The 16693-nt window shown below is 57.2% G+C and carries 13 protein-coding genes and 1 riboswitch; of the genes, 5 read left to right on the forward strand and 8 right to left on the reverse strand.

The genetic code is table 11. The features are described from left to right. Positions 1-23 precede the first annotated feature (23 nt). Complete coding sequence (locus BMW84_RS15895) at positions 24-1037, reverse strand: LLM class flavin-dependent oxidoreductase (protein WP_091070115.1); 1014 nt, start codon at positions 1035-1037, stop codon at positions 24-26. Positions 1038-1141: 104 nt separating this feature from the next. Then, positions 1142-2119: a LacI family DNA-binding transcriptional regulator gene (locus tag BMW84_RS15900; protein WP_091070117.1), complete on the reverse strand. Its 978-nt coding sequence runs from the start codon at positions 2117-2119 to the stop codon at positions 1142-1144. A gap of 277 nt (positions 2120-2396) precedes the next feature. Between BMW84_RS15900 and BMW84_RS15905 the strand changes: the two genes are divergently transcribed. Further along, positions 2397-5357 carry an ABC transporter substrate binding protein gene (locus BMW84_RS15905; RefSeq protein ID WP_175498835.1) on the forward strand — a complete coding sequence of 987 codons (2961 nt, stop codon included), beginning with the start codon at positions 2397-2399 and terminating at the stop codon, positions 5355-5357. A gap of 36 nt (positions 5358-5393) precedes the next feature. Next, on the forward strand, positions 5394-5981 hold the full coding sequence (locus BMW84_RS15910) for a TetR/AcrR family transcriptional regulator (protein WP_091070121.1): 588 nt from the start codon (positions 5394-5396) through the stop codon (positions 5979-5981). 59 nt (positions 5982-6040) lie between these two features. Here the strand turns inward: BMW84_RS15910 and BMW84_RS15915 are convergent, their stop codons facing one another. The 3 genes from BMW84_RS15915 to BMW84_RS15925 all read right to left on the reverse strand — a co-directional run bounded on the left by BMW84_RS15915 (position 6041) and on the right by BMW84_RS15925 (position 9199). Then, entirely contained in the window at positions 6041-6919 is an 879-nt protein-coding gene (locus BMW84_RS15915; RefSeq protein ID WP_091070122.1) for an MBL fold metallo-hydrolase, read from the reverse strand. Between the two features lie 137 nt (positions 6920-7056). After that, a complete protein-coding gene (locus tag BMW84_RS15920; RefSeq protein ID WP_091070124.1) occupies positions 7057-8448 on the reverse strand; it encodes an aldehyde dehydrogenase in 1392 nt (463 codons plus the stop codon). 46 nt (positions 8449-8494) lie between these two features. Next, positions 8495-9199: a Crp/Fnr family transcriptional regulator gene (locus BMW84_RS15925; RefSeq protein ID WP_091070125.1), complete on the reverse strand. Its 705-nt coding sequence runs from the start codon at positions 9197-9199 to the stop codon at positions 8495-8497. 149 nt (positions 9200-9348) lie between these two features. Here BMW84_RS15925 and hcp point away from each other — a divergent pair, with 149 nt between their 5' ends. Next, the gene (gene hcp / locus BMW84_RS15930; RefSeq protein ID WP_091070127.1) at positions 9349-11001 is read left to right on the forward strand and encodes a hydroxylamine reductase; all 1653 of its coding nucleotides are present in this window, start codon (positions 9349-9351) and stop codon (positions 10999-11001) included. Between the two features lie 144 nt (positions 11002-11145). Here hcp and BMW84_RS15935 read toward each other — a convergent pair whose 3' ends face one another. Both BMW84_RS15935 and BMW84_RS15940 read right to left on the reverse strand, forming a co-directional pair. Beyond that, positions 11146-12114: an aldo/keto reductase gene (locus BMW84_RS15935; protein WP_091070129.1), complete on the reverse strand. Its 969-nt coding sequence runs from the start codon at positions 12112-12114 to the stop codon at positions 11146-11148. 53 nt (positions 12115-12167) lie between these two features. Continuing rightward, positions 12168-13058 carry a LysR family transcriptional regulator gene (locus tag BMW84_RS15940; protein WP_091070131.1) on the reverse strand — a complete coding sequence of 297 codons (891 nt, stop codon included), beginning with the start codon at positions 13056-13058 and terminating at the stop codon, positions 12168-12170. 100 nt (positions 13059-13158) lie between these two features. Here BMW84_RS15940 and BMW84_RS15945 point away from each other — a divergent pair, with 100 nt between their 5' ends. Then, on the forward strand, positions 13159-14082 hold the full coding sequence (locus tag BMW84_RS15945; RefSeq protein ID WP_091070132.1) for a DMT family transporter: 924 nt from the start codon (positions 13159-13161) through the stop codon (positions 14080-14082). Beyond that, positions 14063-14665: a flavin reductase family protein gene (locus tag BMW84_RS15950; RefSeq protein ID WP_091070135.1), complete on the forward strand. Its 603-nt coding sequence runs from the start codon at positions 14063-14065 to the stop codon at positions 14663-14665. The genes BMW84_RS15945 and BMW84_RS15950 overlap by 20 nt, the downstream gene beginning before the upstream one ends. Here the strand turns inward: BMW84_RS15950 and BMW84_RS15955 are convergent. Continuing rightward, positions 14662-16188 carry a flagellar assembly protein A gene (locus BMW84_RS15955; RefSeq protein ID WP_175498836.1) on the reverse strand — a complete coding sequence of 509 codons (1527 nt, stop codon included), beginning with the start codon at positions 16186-16188 and terminating at the stop codon, positions 14662-14664. The genes BMW84_RS15950 and BMW84_RS15955 overlap by 4 nt on opposite strands. Before the next feature lie 203 nt (positions 16189-16391). Beyond that, a riboswitch (cyclic di-GMP riboswitch) is annotated at positions 16392-16485 on the reverse strand. Between the last annotated feature and the right edge of the window lie 208 nt (positions 16486-16693).

The following is a 16693-nucleotide window of genomic DNA, read 5'->3' on the forward strand; positions in this document are numbered from 1 at the left end:
ACCGGGCTATAAGGAACTGCAGCTTAAATCTCGCGCAGCGCTTCGGCCACCAGCTCATAGGAGCGCAGGCGTGCCTGATGGTCGTAAATTTGGGAAGCTACGATCCATTCGTCGGCATCGGTTTCCGCCAGCATCTGCTGAAGCCGTTCCTTGATCGAGGCCTTGTCGCCGTGAATGGAATACTGCTGTTTGCCGGCCAGCAGCGATTTTTCGTACGGCGTCCACAGCTCATCCATGCTGTCCACCGGCTGCTGAAGTTTGCCGGGACGTCCGCGGACGAGATTCAGAAACTGCTGCTGCTGCGAGGTAGCCAGCCGGGCCGCCTCGGCCGCGGTGTCCGCGGCGGTAATCCCGAGGCCGACCATGACGTACGGTTTGTCCAGCACTGCAGACGGCCGGAAGTTCGTGCGGTACAGCTCCAGTGCGGGCAGGAGATACTCGGGGGCAAAATGGCTGGCGAACGCAAACGGCAAGCCGAGCTGGGCCGCAAGCCGCGCGCTGAAGCCGCTGGAGCCCAGCAGCCAGATCGGAATGTCCAGACCTTCGCCGGGAACGGCATGAACGCCGCGCGGCCGCGAGTCGGCGCCCTCGGGATCGAAATAGGCGCGCAGCTCGCTAAGCTGCTCGGGGAATTCGCTGCCGTCGCCCACCGTGCCGCGCCGCAGCGCCCTCGCTGCTGCCTGGTCGGAGCCGGGCGCCCGGCCGAGGCCGAGATCGATGCGGCCGGGGAACAGCGACTCCAGCGTGCCGAACTGCTCGGCAACGGCCAACGGCGCGTGATTCGAGAGCATGATGCCGCCGGAGCCGACACGGATCGTCTGCGTGCCGGCGGCGATGTGGCCGATCACCACCGAGGTGGCGGAGCTGGCGATGCCCGGCATGCTGTGATGCTCGGCCACCCAGAAGCGGCGGTAGCCCCAGCCTTCCGCGCGGGTGGCCAGATCAAGCGAGTTCCGCAGTGCTTCGGCCGCCGAGCCGCCTTCGACAATCGGGGCCAGATCAAGAACGGAAACAGGAATGTCGCGTAATTGCTTCATGAATCTATCCCTCCAGGAATGCTGCCTGACCAAAAGCAGCAGATAGTTAGTGTACCCGGAAATTATAACATGAATAAAGCCACTTCACATACTTTTAGTAAGCGTCAGGTGGTTTCGCCTTCCACCTGTTCTACCGGCAGCTTGTGCTCAGCCGCAACGGTCTCGCCGCGTACCTGGCGGACGATCAGTTCCACCGCGAGCTGCCCCATCGCCTCGATGGGCTGTCGGATCGTGCTCAGCGGGGGTGTCAGCAGCCCGGAGAGGTTAATGCCGTCATAGCCGACGATCTTGACGTCGCCGGGTACGGTCCGGCCGCGCTCGCGGCAGGCCTTCAGCGTATAGGCGGCGATGATGTCGCTGCCGGCAAAGATGCCGTCGATATCCGGGCATTCCTGGAACAACCGGCTTAACAGAGCTTCGTATGCAGCGAAGTCGAAGCTGTTGTAATCGGTATGCAGCAGTGTGCAGGACAGGCCATGCCGGGCGGCGGCGGCGGCAAAACCATCGCCGCGCAGCGAAGAGAGCAGGTTGAGCGCGGGATGCCCGCCGATATGGGCCAGCCGGCGGCAGCCTTTTTCAATCAGGAGCGTTGCAGCCAGCTCTCCGCCGTGGTAGTTATCGGAACATACATAAGGGATGTCGGGAGACAGTCGGCGGTCGAACGTGACGAGCGGCAGGTTCATCTGAAGATAATCCTCGACCTCCAGCGTATGGCTGCCCATAATAATGCCGTCTACACGGCTTGCGCGGAGCATATCGATATATTCCAGCTCCTTGCCCTTGTCCTGCTGGGAATTGCACAGCAGCAGCTTATAGCCGCAGCGGTAAGCGTGCTCTTCGATATGGCTGGTCAGCTCGGCGAAGAAGGGCAGGGAGACATGGGGAATGATCAGGCCGATAATATTGGATTTGGAGCGGCTGAGCGAGCGGGCCAGCTCGTTTGGCCGGTAGTTAAGCTCCTCCATGGCGCGGTGGACCTTGAGTTTCAACGCTTCGCTTAAGTAACCTCGGTTGTTCAGCACGCGGGACACGGTCGTTACCGAAACCCCTGCTTTCATGGCTACATCTTTAATGGTCGGCATCGGGTAGAGCCTCCTGTTACTGGCGGATTGGCGGCGGCATAAGGCTTCAAGTGAATAAATTGTGCATTTGCCGGAGAATCGTCAAATTTTGTAATATAATATATTTACTATTCAGTTTATTAAGCTTATAAATAAATTGCAAAGGTCCAAGGACGGGCGGCGAAATCCTTTTGCCGGGAATAGAGGAAAGCGCAATGGGAAGAACGAAAAAGTATAAATGTCGAATTTCCTCGGATGAATGAAGCATGACTTTGAGACGATGAATGGGAGTGTGCTTATGGGCAAAAGGATCTATCATCTCAGGTTATTGAAAGGCTGGATTTCCCTCGCTTTAATTGTAGTGTGCGCCGCACTGTCGCCGCCGCTTGCCGCCGGGGCCGAAGAGCTCCCTCAGCATCATGTACTGGTGCTTCACTCCTATCAAAAAGGCTTTGCCTGGACCGACGACCAGGCCGCAGGTATTGAAGAGACACTCAAAGGGGCCGAGGACGTCCCGGTCATCTACTCCGAATACCTGGACTGGAAGCGATACCCGAACTCCGAAAATCTGCAGCATTTTTACGACACGATTAAATACAAATATCAGTCCGTTCACATTGACACGATCTTGACCACGGATGATGCCGCCTTGAATTTCGCGCTTAAATACCGCAAGGAAATTCTGGACGACGCGCCCATCGTCTTCAGCGGAATCAATCAGCTCGGCGTGGACAACCTCCCGGACAAGAGCAACATCACCGGCGTCATCGAAGATATCGATCCGGTACCGACGGTGGAAATGGCCCGGAAGATCAACCCGGATCTCCGCAATATTTATGTCGTCTACGACAATTCCGAAAGCGGGCTCTCCACGGGAGCCATGGTCATGAAGTCGATTACTTCGATGGATCCGGAGTTCAGCGTATACCCCATGAATTTCCTCACGAATGAACAGATCATCCAGAAAGTATCGACGCTTTCTTCCGACAGCATCGTGCTTATGACTACATATTACAGCGATTCCACCGGAAGGATAACCGAATTCGACAGGTTCTCCAGCGAGCTGGGCGAAAGCAGCAGCGTGCCGGTATATCATATTTACGATTTTGGCCTGGGCCACGGTGCGTTCGGCGGCGATCTGCTCAGCGGGACGATTCAGGGACGGAAGTCGGGGGAAATGGCCCTGCGTATCCTGAACGGCGAAAAAGCGTCCGATATCCCGATTACCGCCAGCGATACCAAACGCAAGGTGTTCGATTACAATGAACTGAAGCGCTTTGGCATCTCGGTCCACAAGCTGCCGGAGGGCAGCGAGATCATCAACAAGCCGTTTTCCTTTTATGAGACGTACCGGACGCTGGTGCTGAGCATTATTGCCGCGTTTACCGTCCTCGTTACCTTTATCCTCGTCCTCCTGTTTTACGTGCAGCTCGTCAAACGCATCCGCGCCAAGCTGGAGAAGAGCAACGAACGGTTCGGCCTGGCCGCGTTCGGCTCCGACGCCGTCATCTGGGATGTGGATATGGCGACGATGGAATATTATTTTTCCGACAGCTGGTATGAGATTCTGGGCTACGAACGTGACGAGGTTGGTGAAAAATACGGCGGCTGGCGCGACCTCGTGCATCCCGAAGACGCGGAGATGGAGGACCGGCTGCGTACCCAGCATCTGGAGGGCCGAACCTCGTATTATTATGCCGAATACCGGCTGCGCTGCAAATCGGGCGAATATAAATGGTTCCAGACCCGGGGCAAGGTGCTGCGAAACGAGCAGGGCGGTTATGTACGTTTTGCCGGCTCGATGGTCGATGTGACCGACCGCAAGGGCTATGAAAGCAAGCTGCAGATGAGCTATCAGGAGCTGGAGATGACCTACGAGGAGCTGACGGCGCTGCAGGACGAGCTGCTGGAGCAGTACAACAAGGTGGTGGAGAACCAGACGCTGCTGCAGGCGAGCGAGGAGAAATACCGTCTGCTTGCCTACAACGACGTTCTTAGCGGACTGCCGAACCGCCTGTCGCTCTCGGAAGAGCTGAAGAAATTTATCCATGAGCATGCCGGCGGACACGCCGCGCTCTTTTTCCTCGACATCGATAATTTCAAGTACATCAACGATACGCTGGGGCACAGCTTCGGCGACGAACTGCTGGCCAAGGCAGGGGAGCGGCTGCTGAAGCTATCCGACGGGCGCTGCAAGCATTTCCGTTTTGGCGGGGACGAGTTCGTCATTCTGCTGCAGGGCATTTCCGGACTGGCCGATGTGATCGGCTATGCCGAATCGCTTGTACAGGGCTTCAAGGAGCCGTTCCATTTGAACGCCAGCGTGGTGCATATCTCGACAAGCATCGGGATCGCCCAATATCCGGAGAACGGTATGAATGCCGAGGAGCTGCTGAAGAACGCCGACATCGCTATGTACAAAGCCAAGGAAGCCGGCAAAGGTACGTATGTCATTTATGGACAAGCGATGCAGCAGCATTTTGACGAACGGATGGTACTCGAAAATCATCTGCGCAGCGCCATCGCCAACAACGAACTGTCGCTGCATTATCAGCCGCTTGTCGATCTGGCCGGCGGTTCGATTTGGGGCTTCGAGGCGCTGATCCGCTGGAACAGCCCGGTGCTGGGCTTCGTTTCGCCGCTGTCGTTCATCAAGATCGCCGAGGATTGCCGCCTGATCGTGCCGATCGGCGAGTGGGTGCTGCGCAAAGCCTGCATGTTCATCAAAGAGATGCATGGGCAGGGGTATGCCGGCTATCATATTTCCGTCAATATCTCGGTCATTCAGCTGATGCTGGACGATTTCTCCGACATGGTGCTGAACGTCCTGCAGGACACCGGCCTGGCGCCGGAATATCTGGAGCTGGAGATTACCGAATCGATCTTCATGGAATCATTCGAGGCGATCAGCTCGAAGCTGGAGGCGCTGAAAAACATGGGCATCGGCATCGCTCTCGACGACTTCGGCACCGGCTACTCCTCGCTCAGCTATCTGAAGCAGCTGCCGATCACGACGCTCAAGATCGATAAGTCGTTTATCGACAGCATCGATACGCCGAACAATATGTCGCTGGCCAGCTCGATTGTCTCTATCGGCCACAACATGGGCCTGAACGTCACGGCGGAAGGGGTCGAAACGCCGGAGCAGATGGCGTTCCTGGAACGGACCCGCTGCGACAAAATCCAAGGCTACTACATCAGCCGGCCGATTCCCGAGACGGAGGTCGCCGATTGGCTCGCCGGCAGACAGGTCTGCTGAACGGCGATCAAAGATGAGTGAAGGAGCGGATACAACATGAGAGGAATGCTAAACGTTAACGATCCGCGCGTAATCCGGAGCAGTCAGCTGATTCTGGATGCATTTTCCGAATTGTTGAGAACACGGAGTTTCGAGAAGATAACCATCGGTGATATCACAAAACGGGCGGGAGTGAACCGATCTACGTTTTACGCACATTTTCCCGATAAATTTTCGCTCGTTGACAGGTTATTAGGCGAGGGATTTATGAATTTTGTGCATGACAAGATTAAAGAAGAGGCAAAGTTTTCCGAGGATACGATGAGAGGCATCGTGATCGCCCTTTGCGAATACCACCAGGCAACCAACAAGCGTTGCATCAAGAGCTATGATGAGGTGGCCCCTTTTATCGAAAAAAATATAAAGGCGCAGCTTGAGGATTTCATTTATGATCTGCTCCGTCGCACTTGCCGAACGCGGGACGATCAAACGCTACGCCTCTCCGCAGTTTTCGTAACCTGGTCGGCTTACGGGGCTACCTTCCGCTGGAACGCTGATGGAGGAATAGATCCGCCTAATGTCATTGCCGAGAAAATAATGCCATTACTTAGCGGAGTGCTTCAGACTACCGTACAGAGAATATGACAAAAGGCAGTATAGGCTTTAGCCTATACTGCCTTTTGTGTGAATGCTGAAACGAATGGTTATAAGTTGGGCTTCCAGATTTCCGGAAGATGCACATAACGCCCCGCTTCTTTTTTGATGTGGCCCAATCCCGGGAAGGGAAGATGCATCCCGGTAATCAGAAGCCGCTCCGTTGCGGCGTATTCCAGGAGATGTTTTCTCGATAAAATCGCTTGTTCCGGAATCACATCCATCGCCAGTGTCTCATCCAGCCGATGCAGTTGAATAGTGGCATTATGGAGGATATCGCCCCAGATGAGGAGCTGCTCTTCCGCCGATTCAATAGAATAAGCGGTATGTCCCGGGGTATGTCCCGGCGCGGCTATGGCCTTGATTCCGGCGACCGGTTCGGTTTCTTCACCCGAGAAAGTACGGATGCTTCCGGTGTAGGGCGCCAAAGCCGCCTGGGCCATTTGAAAATTAGCTTGTTCTCCTTCATCCAAAGGATTTTTCATATTGCGATTGTCCATCCAGTAGTCATATTCTGCTTTTGCCACTACAACTTCGGCGTTCGGAAATACCTTCGTTCCATCCGGATAGATCAGACCATTGGCATGGTCCGCATGCAAGTGGGTCAGCAGGACCGTATCGATTTGTTCCGGCGCGATGCCGGCTGCCTTTAAGTTATCCAGAAAAACACCTATGCCGGGGCCGATTCCCGTATCGATTAAAGTAAGTCGGCCTTGAATATGGATCAGAAAGCAATTGGTGTTGAAATATGGAGGGCTTACTTCGAAATGGGACTCCAACAGGGATGTTCCATCCTCTTCGCTAAGCTCTGTAAAAGGCCACCAGGGAAACTGCATTCCTCCGTCCGAGAGAACGGTGACGATAACCTCTCCGATCCTTTTATGATAGACTCCCGGCGTCTGCGCCGTCGGCAATACTGTTTGTGTCATTCCATGTAGCTCCCTTCAGGAAATGTTGGACCAGGGCAGATCGGCCCGTTCCACTCCTGTATTATAGGGACCGGCGAAACTTGGATTCTACATACAAAACACTCGATTTGTTGCTTTAGTCTATATCCGTAGCGGTTTTATTTCAGCAGTCTGCGCGCAATCTTGACCTTGTCACGGTAAGGCGGGTAGACGATGCCGAAATCGAGCTTGGTCCCGCGCTTGACGACGCTTTTGCGGTGCGAGAACAGCTCAAAGCTGTGTTTGCCGTGGTATGCGCCGATCCCTGCATTGCCGACGCCGCCGAAAGGAAGGCGCGTACTGGCGACATGCGTAATCGTATCGTTGATGCAGCCGCCGCCGAACGATACGTCTCGCAGCACCCGGCGCTCGGTCTCCTTGTCCTGCGTAAACAGGTAGAGCGCGAGCGGCTTGGGCCGGGCATGGATAGCCGCGATGGCTTCGTCCAGCTGCGAATAGGTCAGCACCGGCAGCACGGGACCGAAGATTTCATCCTCCATGGCCGCATCGCTCCAAGCCGCCGGAAAGAGAAGAGTAGGCTCGATGTAGAGATCGTCCTCGCAGACTGTTCCTCCTGCGGCGACTTTGGCGCGGTCCTGCTCAATCATCTCCGCCACCCGGCGCAGCTGGCGCAGGTTGACCATTCTTCCGTAATCCGGGCTGCTCTGGATATCGGGGCCGAAAAAGGCCTGGATATAATGCTCCATCCGCGAGACCAGCTGCTCCGCCACCGCTTCCTGCACAAGTACGTAATCGGGGGCGATGCAGGTCTGGCCAACATTGATCAGCTTGCCCCAGACAATCCGTCGGGCGGCGTTGTCGAGATCGGCGGAGGCATCGACGATAACCGGGCTTTTGCCGCCGAGCTCCAGCGTTACCGGGACGAGCTTTTGGGCTGCCGCCTCCATGACGATCCGGCCGACGGGGACGCTGCCGGTGAAGAAGATATAGTCGAAGTCAGCATGAATCAGCGTCCCGGTCGTCTCCTTCTCGCCCTGAACGACGCGGACGTATTGCGGCGGGAAAACGGCGCCGATCAGTTCTTCAATGACGGCGGAGACCGACGGCGTATGCTCCGACGGCTTCAGCACCGCGCAGTTGCCGGCGGCGAGGGCCCCGATCAGCGGTTCCAGCAGCAGCTGGAACGGATAGTTAAACGGACCGATGATGAGCACGGTCCCGTAAGGCTCGCTGAGAATCCGGCTGGAAGCCGGAAACATATGCAGCGGCGAACGGACCTTGACGGGCTTGGCCCACCGTCTCAGATGCTTCTGCATATAACCGATGCTGTCGAGGATAAAGCCGATTTCCGTTGCGTAGGCCTCGAATTCGCTCTTACGCAGATCCTTGTGCAGCGCTTCGATGATCTGCCGCTCCCGGCGTTTAATTTCCGCTTTGAGCTGTGCCAGCTGCCGGAGGCGGAAGCCGACATTCCGGGTCTCCCCGCGTTCAAACCATCGTTTGTGCTCGGCCAGCAGCTTCGCGGCGGCCTCCTCCTGTAATTCGGGCATGGATATTCCTCCAGTACATTTTTCTTCAATGACTTCTTCGGTGTGTTCAGCCTTTGTCCGCCGTCCCGCCTTCGGAGCGGAGAAATCCGTTCATCGCCTCGCGGTCCAGCAGGGTAATGATCTCTCCCTTGAACGCGATCCAGCCTTTATCGCGCAGCAAGCCGATTTCCCGGGAGAGCGACGGCCGGGCGGTATTGAGATGCTCGGCCCATTCCCTCCGGCCGAAAGGCAGGCTCAGCTTATCCGAGCCCTGCTGGATAGCCAGCTCCAGCAGGAAGCTGATGATGCGGCGGCGCAGAGAGCCTGCGGAGAGCACTTCGATCTTACGGTTGACCAGCACGAGCCGGTCGGACAAATTTTCGATATAACGGACAAGCATGCCGCTGTCGCCGGAGAGCAGCCGCAGCAGCTCCTGCTTGCCGATGAACAGGATGGAGCAGGGGGAAGCAGCCGTGACGGTGGCAGGGACGACATTGTCCCGGCGGAAAATAACCGCCTCGCCGATCGTTTGCCCTTCTCGCAAATGGGCGATGGTGACGCCGCCGCCGGTCGGTTGGGTCTTCTGGACTTCGACGACGCCGGACAACACGATGCCCAGCCGCTCGGCCGGATCGCCTTCGGCCAGAATGAGGGCATTTTTCGGGTACGACGTGACGGTATACGCCAGTTCTTGCAGCAACGCTTCGATGTCCTGCACGGATTTTCCGCGGAAAAACAGGCACGAGCGCAGCGTGGCGGGATCGGGTCTCATGCTGGTCCTCCAAATTTAAGTGATTCGGTAACAACTGTTACCGATTGTTCGTCGAAAGTCTACTACAATAGGCGGTAACTGTAAAGGCGGAAGCCTGTGAGAATGCTTTCGGTTTGGCAGCCGATAACCGTAGAGGAGTGTGGGAAGAAATGACCGCCATGTTTTGTTATCAGTGTCAGGAAACGGCGAAGGGAACAGGCTGCACCATACAAGGGGTGTGCGGCAAAACCAGCGAGGTTGCCGGTCTGCAGGATGTACTGATTTACACGCTTAAGGGAATTTCGATCTTTGCCGCAAAAGGCCGCGAGCTGGGAATGACCGATCCGGCCGGCGACAAGTTTATCATTGAAAATATGTTCTCCACGATCACCAACGCCAACTTCGACGGGGCCGGTTTTGTGGAGCGGATTCGCAGCGGGCTGGCGCTCCGCGACCAGTGGCGCAGCCGGCTGGCGAACTTGGATGCCGTTCCGGCGCTGTCCGGCCATGATGCGGCGGTCTGGACAGGGACAACAGAAGCCGACTTTTGGGCGAAAATGGGGGATGCCTCCATTCTGGCCACTGAAAATGAAGATATCCGCTCGCTGCGGGAGCTGCTGATTTACGGCCTGAAAGGCATGTCCGCCTATATGGAGCACGCTGCGGTGCTGGGCCACCGGAATGACGAAGCGCATGCGTTTATGGAAAAAGGGCTGGCCGCCACCCTGGACGACAGTCTGGGCGCGGATGAGCTGACGGGGCTCGTTCTGGAATGCGGCAAGCACGGGGTCACTGTTATGGCGCTGCTGGATCAGGCCAATACGTCGACATACGGCCATCCGGAAATTACGAAGGTGAACATCGGCGTCGGCAGCAATCCGGGTATCCTGATCAGCGGCCATGACCTGAAGGATATGGAAGAGCTGCTGAAGCAGACCGAAGGCACCGGCGTGGACGTGTACACGCACAGCGAAATGCTGCCGGCGCATTATTATCCGGCGTTCAAGAAATACAGCCATTTCGTCGGCAACTACGGCAACGCCTGGTGGAAGCAGAACGAAGAGTTTGAAAGCTTCGGCGGTCCGATCCTGATGACGACCAACTGCATCGTTCCGCCGCGCGACAGCTATATCGAACGGTTGTATACGACCGGCAACACCGGCTTCCCGGGCGTAACGCATATCGCCGCAGGCGAAGACGGCAGCAAGGATTTCTCGGCGATTATCGCCCAGGCCAAAACCTGCCCGTCTCCAGTAGAGATCGAAACCGGCGAAATTATCGGCGGCTTCGCCCATGAGGCTGTGATGAACGTGGCGGACCAAGTCGTGGACGCCGTGCAAACCGGCGCGATCAAACGTTTCTTCGTCATGGCCGGCTGCGACGGACGGATGAAGAGCCGGGACTACTACCGCGACTTTGCCTCTGAACTGCCGGATGATACCGTCATCCTGACCGCCGGCTGCGCCAAGTATAAATACAACAAGCTGCCGCTCGGCGACATCGGCGGGATTCCGCGCGTACTGGACGCCGGCCAGTGCAACGATTCGTATTCGCTGGTTGTCATCGCGCTGAAGCTGAAGGAAGTATTCGGCCTGGACGACGTCAACGACCTGCCGATCTCCTATAACATCGCATGGTACGAGCAAAAAGCGGTCATCGTGCTGCTCGCGCTGCTCCACCTTGGCGTGAAAAACATCCATCTCGGCCCGACCTTGCCGGCCTTCCTCTCGCCGAACGTGGCGAAGGTGCTGGTCGACAATTTCGGCATTTCCGGCATTACGGACGTGCAGGAAGACATGGAAAAGTTCATGGCAGTAGTATAGCCCTTATACGTAATGGAAAAAGCCTCATTCCCGAATATATCGCGGGATGAGGCTTTTTGGTGTTAAAGGGAGCGGCAATCGGCCGCAGCCGTTCCCCGATAGTGGCAGGTCGGCGTGACTGCTACAACAGCCAGTCCGCTCCCGTTACAGCCGGTACACCGCAAACGGCTCGCCGCTGCGGAACGGCCGGCTCGCTTCCTCGAGCCGGGCCAACAATTCCGGCCCGAGGGGAACGTCCAGGCTGCGGAGGTTCATCTGTACCTGCTCCGTACCGGTCGCGCCGGCGATGACCGTGGCGACGGCCGGCTGCTCCATCAGCCAGGCGAGCGACAGCGCCGTCGGCGTCGTGCCGGCCTCGGCAGCCAGCTCGCTGACCTTGCGGCCTAGCTCCAGCCGCTCCCCGCTCAGGAAGCGGTTGAAGTTCGGATCGGTCTCTGCCCGCGAGCCGGCTGGGGCGTCGCCGCCCGAATATTTGCCGGTCAAAATGCCGCCGGCCAGCGGGAAGTAAGGAATCATGCCGACGCCTTGATCGAGGCAGAGCGGGATCAGCTCGCGCTCCGGCGTCCGGTCGGCCAGAGAGTAGCAGCTCTGGATGGAGACATACGGGGCGTAACCCTGCCGTTCGCTGATGCCCAGCGCCTTCATCAGCTCCCAGGCGGCGTAGTTGGAGGCGCCGATGTAGCGGACCTTGCCCGCACGGACCATATCGTCGAGCGCGCGCAGCGTCTCGTCGAGCGGCGTGTGCGGGTCGAACGTGTGGATCTGGTACAGATCCACATAATCGGTCTGCAGCCGCTGCAGGCTGCCCTCCAGCTCGGCCATGAGATGGCGGCGCGAGGAGCCGCGCCCGTTAGGGCCTTCGCCGCGCGGCAGCCCGGCTTTGGTCGTGAGCACGACGTCGTGGCGGCGGCCTGTAAGGGCCAGCCCGATGATCCGCTCCGACTCGGTTCCCGCGTAGATGTTGGCGGTATCGATAAAATTGATTCCGGCATCCAGCGCGGTATGGAGGATGCGGATCGACGCCTCTTGATCCGCCCGTTTGCCGAACGCGTTGGTGCCAAGCCCCAGCGCCGATACCTGCAGCCCGCTTTTGCCCAAATAGTTATACTTCATGATTTGGTTACCTCCCAAAGTGAAACCTGAAGTGAAATGTAAGGCCTTGGTGATTAAAGCTTGAAGGCCGGTTCCGCGTCCGCGAATAGCTGCCTGGCCGTATCCATGAACAGGCGGACGGCAATGGACATCTCTCCGGAAGAAGGGACGGCCAGATGAATGTCCCGGTAAGCGCCCTGCGCCAGCTCCCGCACCGTGACGCCGGGCGGAAGCGAAAGCAGCGACAGCTCGGACATCACGCCGAGCGCCAGTCCCTCCCGCACCATCTGGAGCGCGGTGACATAGCTGCCCACCTCGTATTTGATGTTCAGCGTCGTGCCGCTGCGCGCGAACAGATCCACGACCGGGGGTTCGTAACCGGAGCGGCAGATGAGCATCGGCGCGTGCTCCAGCTCGCCTACGTCCACAAGCTTTTTGACGCTGAGCGGATGGCCTTCCGGCAGCACGGCGTACAGTTTCTCTCGATAGAGCGGCTGCGTGTACAGAGCTTCGGCCGGAGGAATGATCAGCCCGACATCAATGAAACGGGAAGCCAGCCAGTCCTTAATCTCCATAACGGAACCCTCGTAGAGCGCAAACTCGATGCCCGGATAGACTTCGCCGATGGCGCGGATCAGCCGCGGAACGAAGTAAGGCGCCGCCACCGGGAAAGCGCCAATGCGGATCATGCCTTTCTCCAGCCCCCGCTCCGCGGCAATTTCCTGCTCGACCTTGTCAAAACCCTGAAGAATCTCGCGGAAAATCACGAGAATCCGCTGCCCGACGTCGGTGAGCGTAAGTCCGTTTTTCCGGTCACGCGTAAGCAGCTTAACCTGGAGCTCGTCCTCCAGCGCGGAGATCGCCCGGCTGACCGCGGGCTGCGTCATGTTCAGCGCGAGGCCGGCTTTGGTGAAGCTCCCGCTTTCGGCGATGTGGACAAACAAGCGAATCTGATTGTTGTTCATATCAAATTTGTTATACTCCTCATGATTAATATGCATTTCAATTATGATTAAAACTATTGTATCATTGGGAAATCAAAAAGAACAAGAGGTGTGGAGATATATGCAGCACAATAAACGAACGATTGCATTGCTCATATTTTTAATTCTCGTCTGGGGGATCAACTGGCCGCTGTCCAAAATCGCTCTGGCTTACTGCCCGCCGTTGTTGTTTGCCGGTATCCGGACGTTTCTGGCCGGCATCCTGCTCATTGCGGTTGCGCTGCCGAAGCTGAAGGCGCTGAGGCTGGGTACGCTCTGGCCTGTTTATTTGACATCGGCTTTTCTTAGCATCGTGTTTTATTACGGATTTCAAACGATCGGCCTGCAATATATGCCGTCGGGACTTTTCTCGGCGATTGTTTTCCTGCAGCCGGTGCTGCTCGGGATCTTTGCCTGGATGTGGCTGGGCGAAAAAATGTACGGCCAGAAGCTGGCCGGCCTGCTGCTTGGCTTTAGCGGCGTAGCGGCGCTCAGCATCGGCGGTTTTACCGGCAAGCTGTCGGCCACCGGCGTGCTTCTCGCACTGGCGAGTGCCCTGAGCTGGGCATTCGCGACCGTCTACATGAAACGCAATGCGCTGCGCGTGGATATGCTGTGGATGACGGCGATGCAGATTATGATCGGCGGGGTCCTTTTGCTGGGAGCCGGCACGGTAACGGAACATTGGTCGGATATTACGTGGAATGCCGCTTTTATCGTCAATACGCTTTTTATTGCCGTGTTTGTCATTGCGCTTGGCTGGCTGGTTTATTTCAAGCTGATTCAGGAAGGGGAAGCGGGAAAAGTAGGGGCGTTTACGTTCATTATTCCGTTGGTGTCCATCGGATCGAGCATTGTGTTGCTACATGAGCATATAACCGTTAATCTGGTGGTGGGCTTGCTGCTGATCGTCTGCAGCATTCTTCTAGTCAATACGCGGCCGGTGCCGATTTGGGGGCGTCTGGTTCGATCAAAGGGGGATTCAAATGTTCATTCGCGTGGATGAGCAATCGGAACATGACAATTACAAGCTTTTGATCGGAAGCGTGGTGCCGCGGCCGATCGCTTTCGTGACCACCGTGGACGGCGATGGCACGGTCAACGCCGCGCCGTTCAGCTTCTTTAACATCGTCAGCAACGAGCCGCCGATGGTGATGATCTCCTGCGTCCGCAGAGCCGGGGACGTCCTGAAGGATACCCCGCGCAATATTTTGGACAACGGGGAGTTTACGGTTCACATCGCCGATGAGGACGCAATCGCTGCAATTAACCACACCTCCATCGATGCGCCTGCCGGCGTCGGCGAGCTGGAGCTGGCCGGGCTGACGGCGGTTCCCGGTGCGATGATCCGGGTTCCGCATGTGCAGGAGTGCAAGATTGCTATGGAGTGCAAGCTGGCGAAGCATCTCGATCTGGGGCACAGCACGCTCCTCATTGGTGAGGTGCTGTGCTTCCATATTGCCGACGAGCTGCTCTCGCATGGCCGGATCGATCCGCTCAAGTTGAAGCCGATAAGCCGGCTAGCTGGAGCCTCTTATGCCGGCATCGGCCGGATCTTTGAGCTGGAACGCCCTAAATACGAGCCCTAAGTCGCAGTGTCTTCAAGTAAAAAGGGAACATCGGCGGCCGTCAGCAGTTCGCTTAGCCGGAGGTTTCCGTGATGGGCAAGGAAGCCGCCCGCGGATTCGATGACGCTGCTTTCGGCTTCGCCGATTTCGATCCGCGTTCCTTCCTCCTGCATGTATGAGATGTAGTCCAGAACAAGCCGGAGCCGCTCGATCAGCGAATTGAATTCGTCATCGCTGAAGGTATCGATATGCTGCCAGGGCTGAAGCAGGCGCTCCAGGCCCTTTTCCAGCAGCGAGGTATCCTCCTTTATCCGGCAGGAGCCTGAGATGTCACCGAGCGTTTCCAATATCACGGCGGCCAGCGGCGGCACATGTTTGAATTTACCCTCCAGCATGAGCACCGTCACCAGACCATAGCGCACGGTCTCCTGGCGGGCAAGGATGGCCTCCGCCAGCTCCTGGGCGGCCTCCCTCAGCCTGCCCAGCTCCTCCAGGAGTAGATTGGCCTTCTGCCACATCCGGCAGCGCACGACACCGCAGGATCCGGCGTACAGCCGGGAGTCCACCACACGGCCCTGCACATAAATGCTTCCGGTTACGGCAAGTGTACAGTGGTATACATCCCCGAAAACATATACATTTCCGATAGCCTCAATCGTAACCCCTGATAAACATTGACTGGCGACGACATCGCCGCCGAATACAATGCTCGCCCCGGGAGGAAGCGATTCCGGGAGCACATAACGTTTGGCCAGATCGAAGGTTCGCTCAAGGGTTCCATTCCCGGTAATCCGCGGCCGTCCATCGCGGAGCGCGACAACCTCGCCGCCGGGCAGCACTTTCGTGTCCGCTGTGGCGGTGAACCGGAGATCGGCCGGACGGGGGGCGGGCAGGACGCTGCCGAATACATCGTAGCCGGGCAGGCCGTCCTGGGCATCCACTTTACGGGCGATCGTCTGCCCTTCGCGGACAATGGCAATGCCCGGGAGCTCCGTTGCTTCGTCGTCCGGGCCGGTCGTCCGGGCCCGGAAGATGAGCTGAAGCTGCGCGTCCCGGCCGGGAACGGGAGCTTTGCCCCGTGCGATGCAGACTGGCTGGTAAGTGGGATTGCTCAGCTCGGCATATAAAGCGGGAATGCTGACATTGCGGGTGAGCGAGCTTTGGCCGAGTCCGGCCAGAACCTGCTCCACCGTCAGCGTAGACAACAGGGATGAACGATCAGGTTCAGCCCGGACCCGAAGTTCCCGGGCAGCGGAGCAATCGACCAGCTTCCAGGCATAACGCTCCGCACGGTAAAGCGTAAAATATACATGCAGCCGGTCTTCCGGCATCGTAATTTCGTATTGGGGTTTCTCGCTGATTTCCCAGGACACGACATCCTCCGGCAAAACAGGGGCCGAACCGGAAATCCGCCGGCCATTTATGCTTAGAACCACGGGATGGACCGCAGTGATTACGGCCGGTCTGCCGCCAGGCAGCGGCGGGGTGACTAAAATCCGGTTGTCGCGGATGTGAACGCTTCCGTCCAGATTAGGCTCGGGCACAGGAAAAGTCTGAACAACCTGAAACGCGCCTGAACTTGCGGCCGGCGCGGGTTGTGGATATTCTCTTCGCGGTGTACGTGGAAGACGCAGGGACATGCTCATACCTCGCTTTTCGTATAGTCAAAGTTATCGGTTACAGCAAAGACATGGCAGCGGGGATGGTTGAGCGCCTTATGGCGACAAACGTACTGAAAATGTCTTTATTTGGCGGCATGGCAACCCTAGAGGCGTCTGATCCCCATCCTTAGGCCCATTGCTTTGCGTCCTGCCCTTTCGGACAGTTTGCCCTTAGAATAAAACGTTGATATACATTCAGCCTGAGGCAATATTACCGCCCGTAACGGTGCGGCGCGCAACTTCTGCAAACAACCTTAATTCTAGTCCGAAAGACGCAGTTTTTCAACAAAAGTTTGGGAAAGGCAATCCGGATTCTTTTCCTGATGAAAGTTATCGCATATCTGGTAAGATTCCTTTATTCTATATAGGGTGAGATGTCGAACGCAAA

The sequence above is a fragment of the Paenibacillus sp. NFR01 genome, assembly GCF_900111565.1.
GTDB lineage: Bacteria > Bacillota > Bacilli > Paenibacillales > Paenibacillaceae > Paenibacillus_AQ.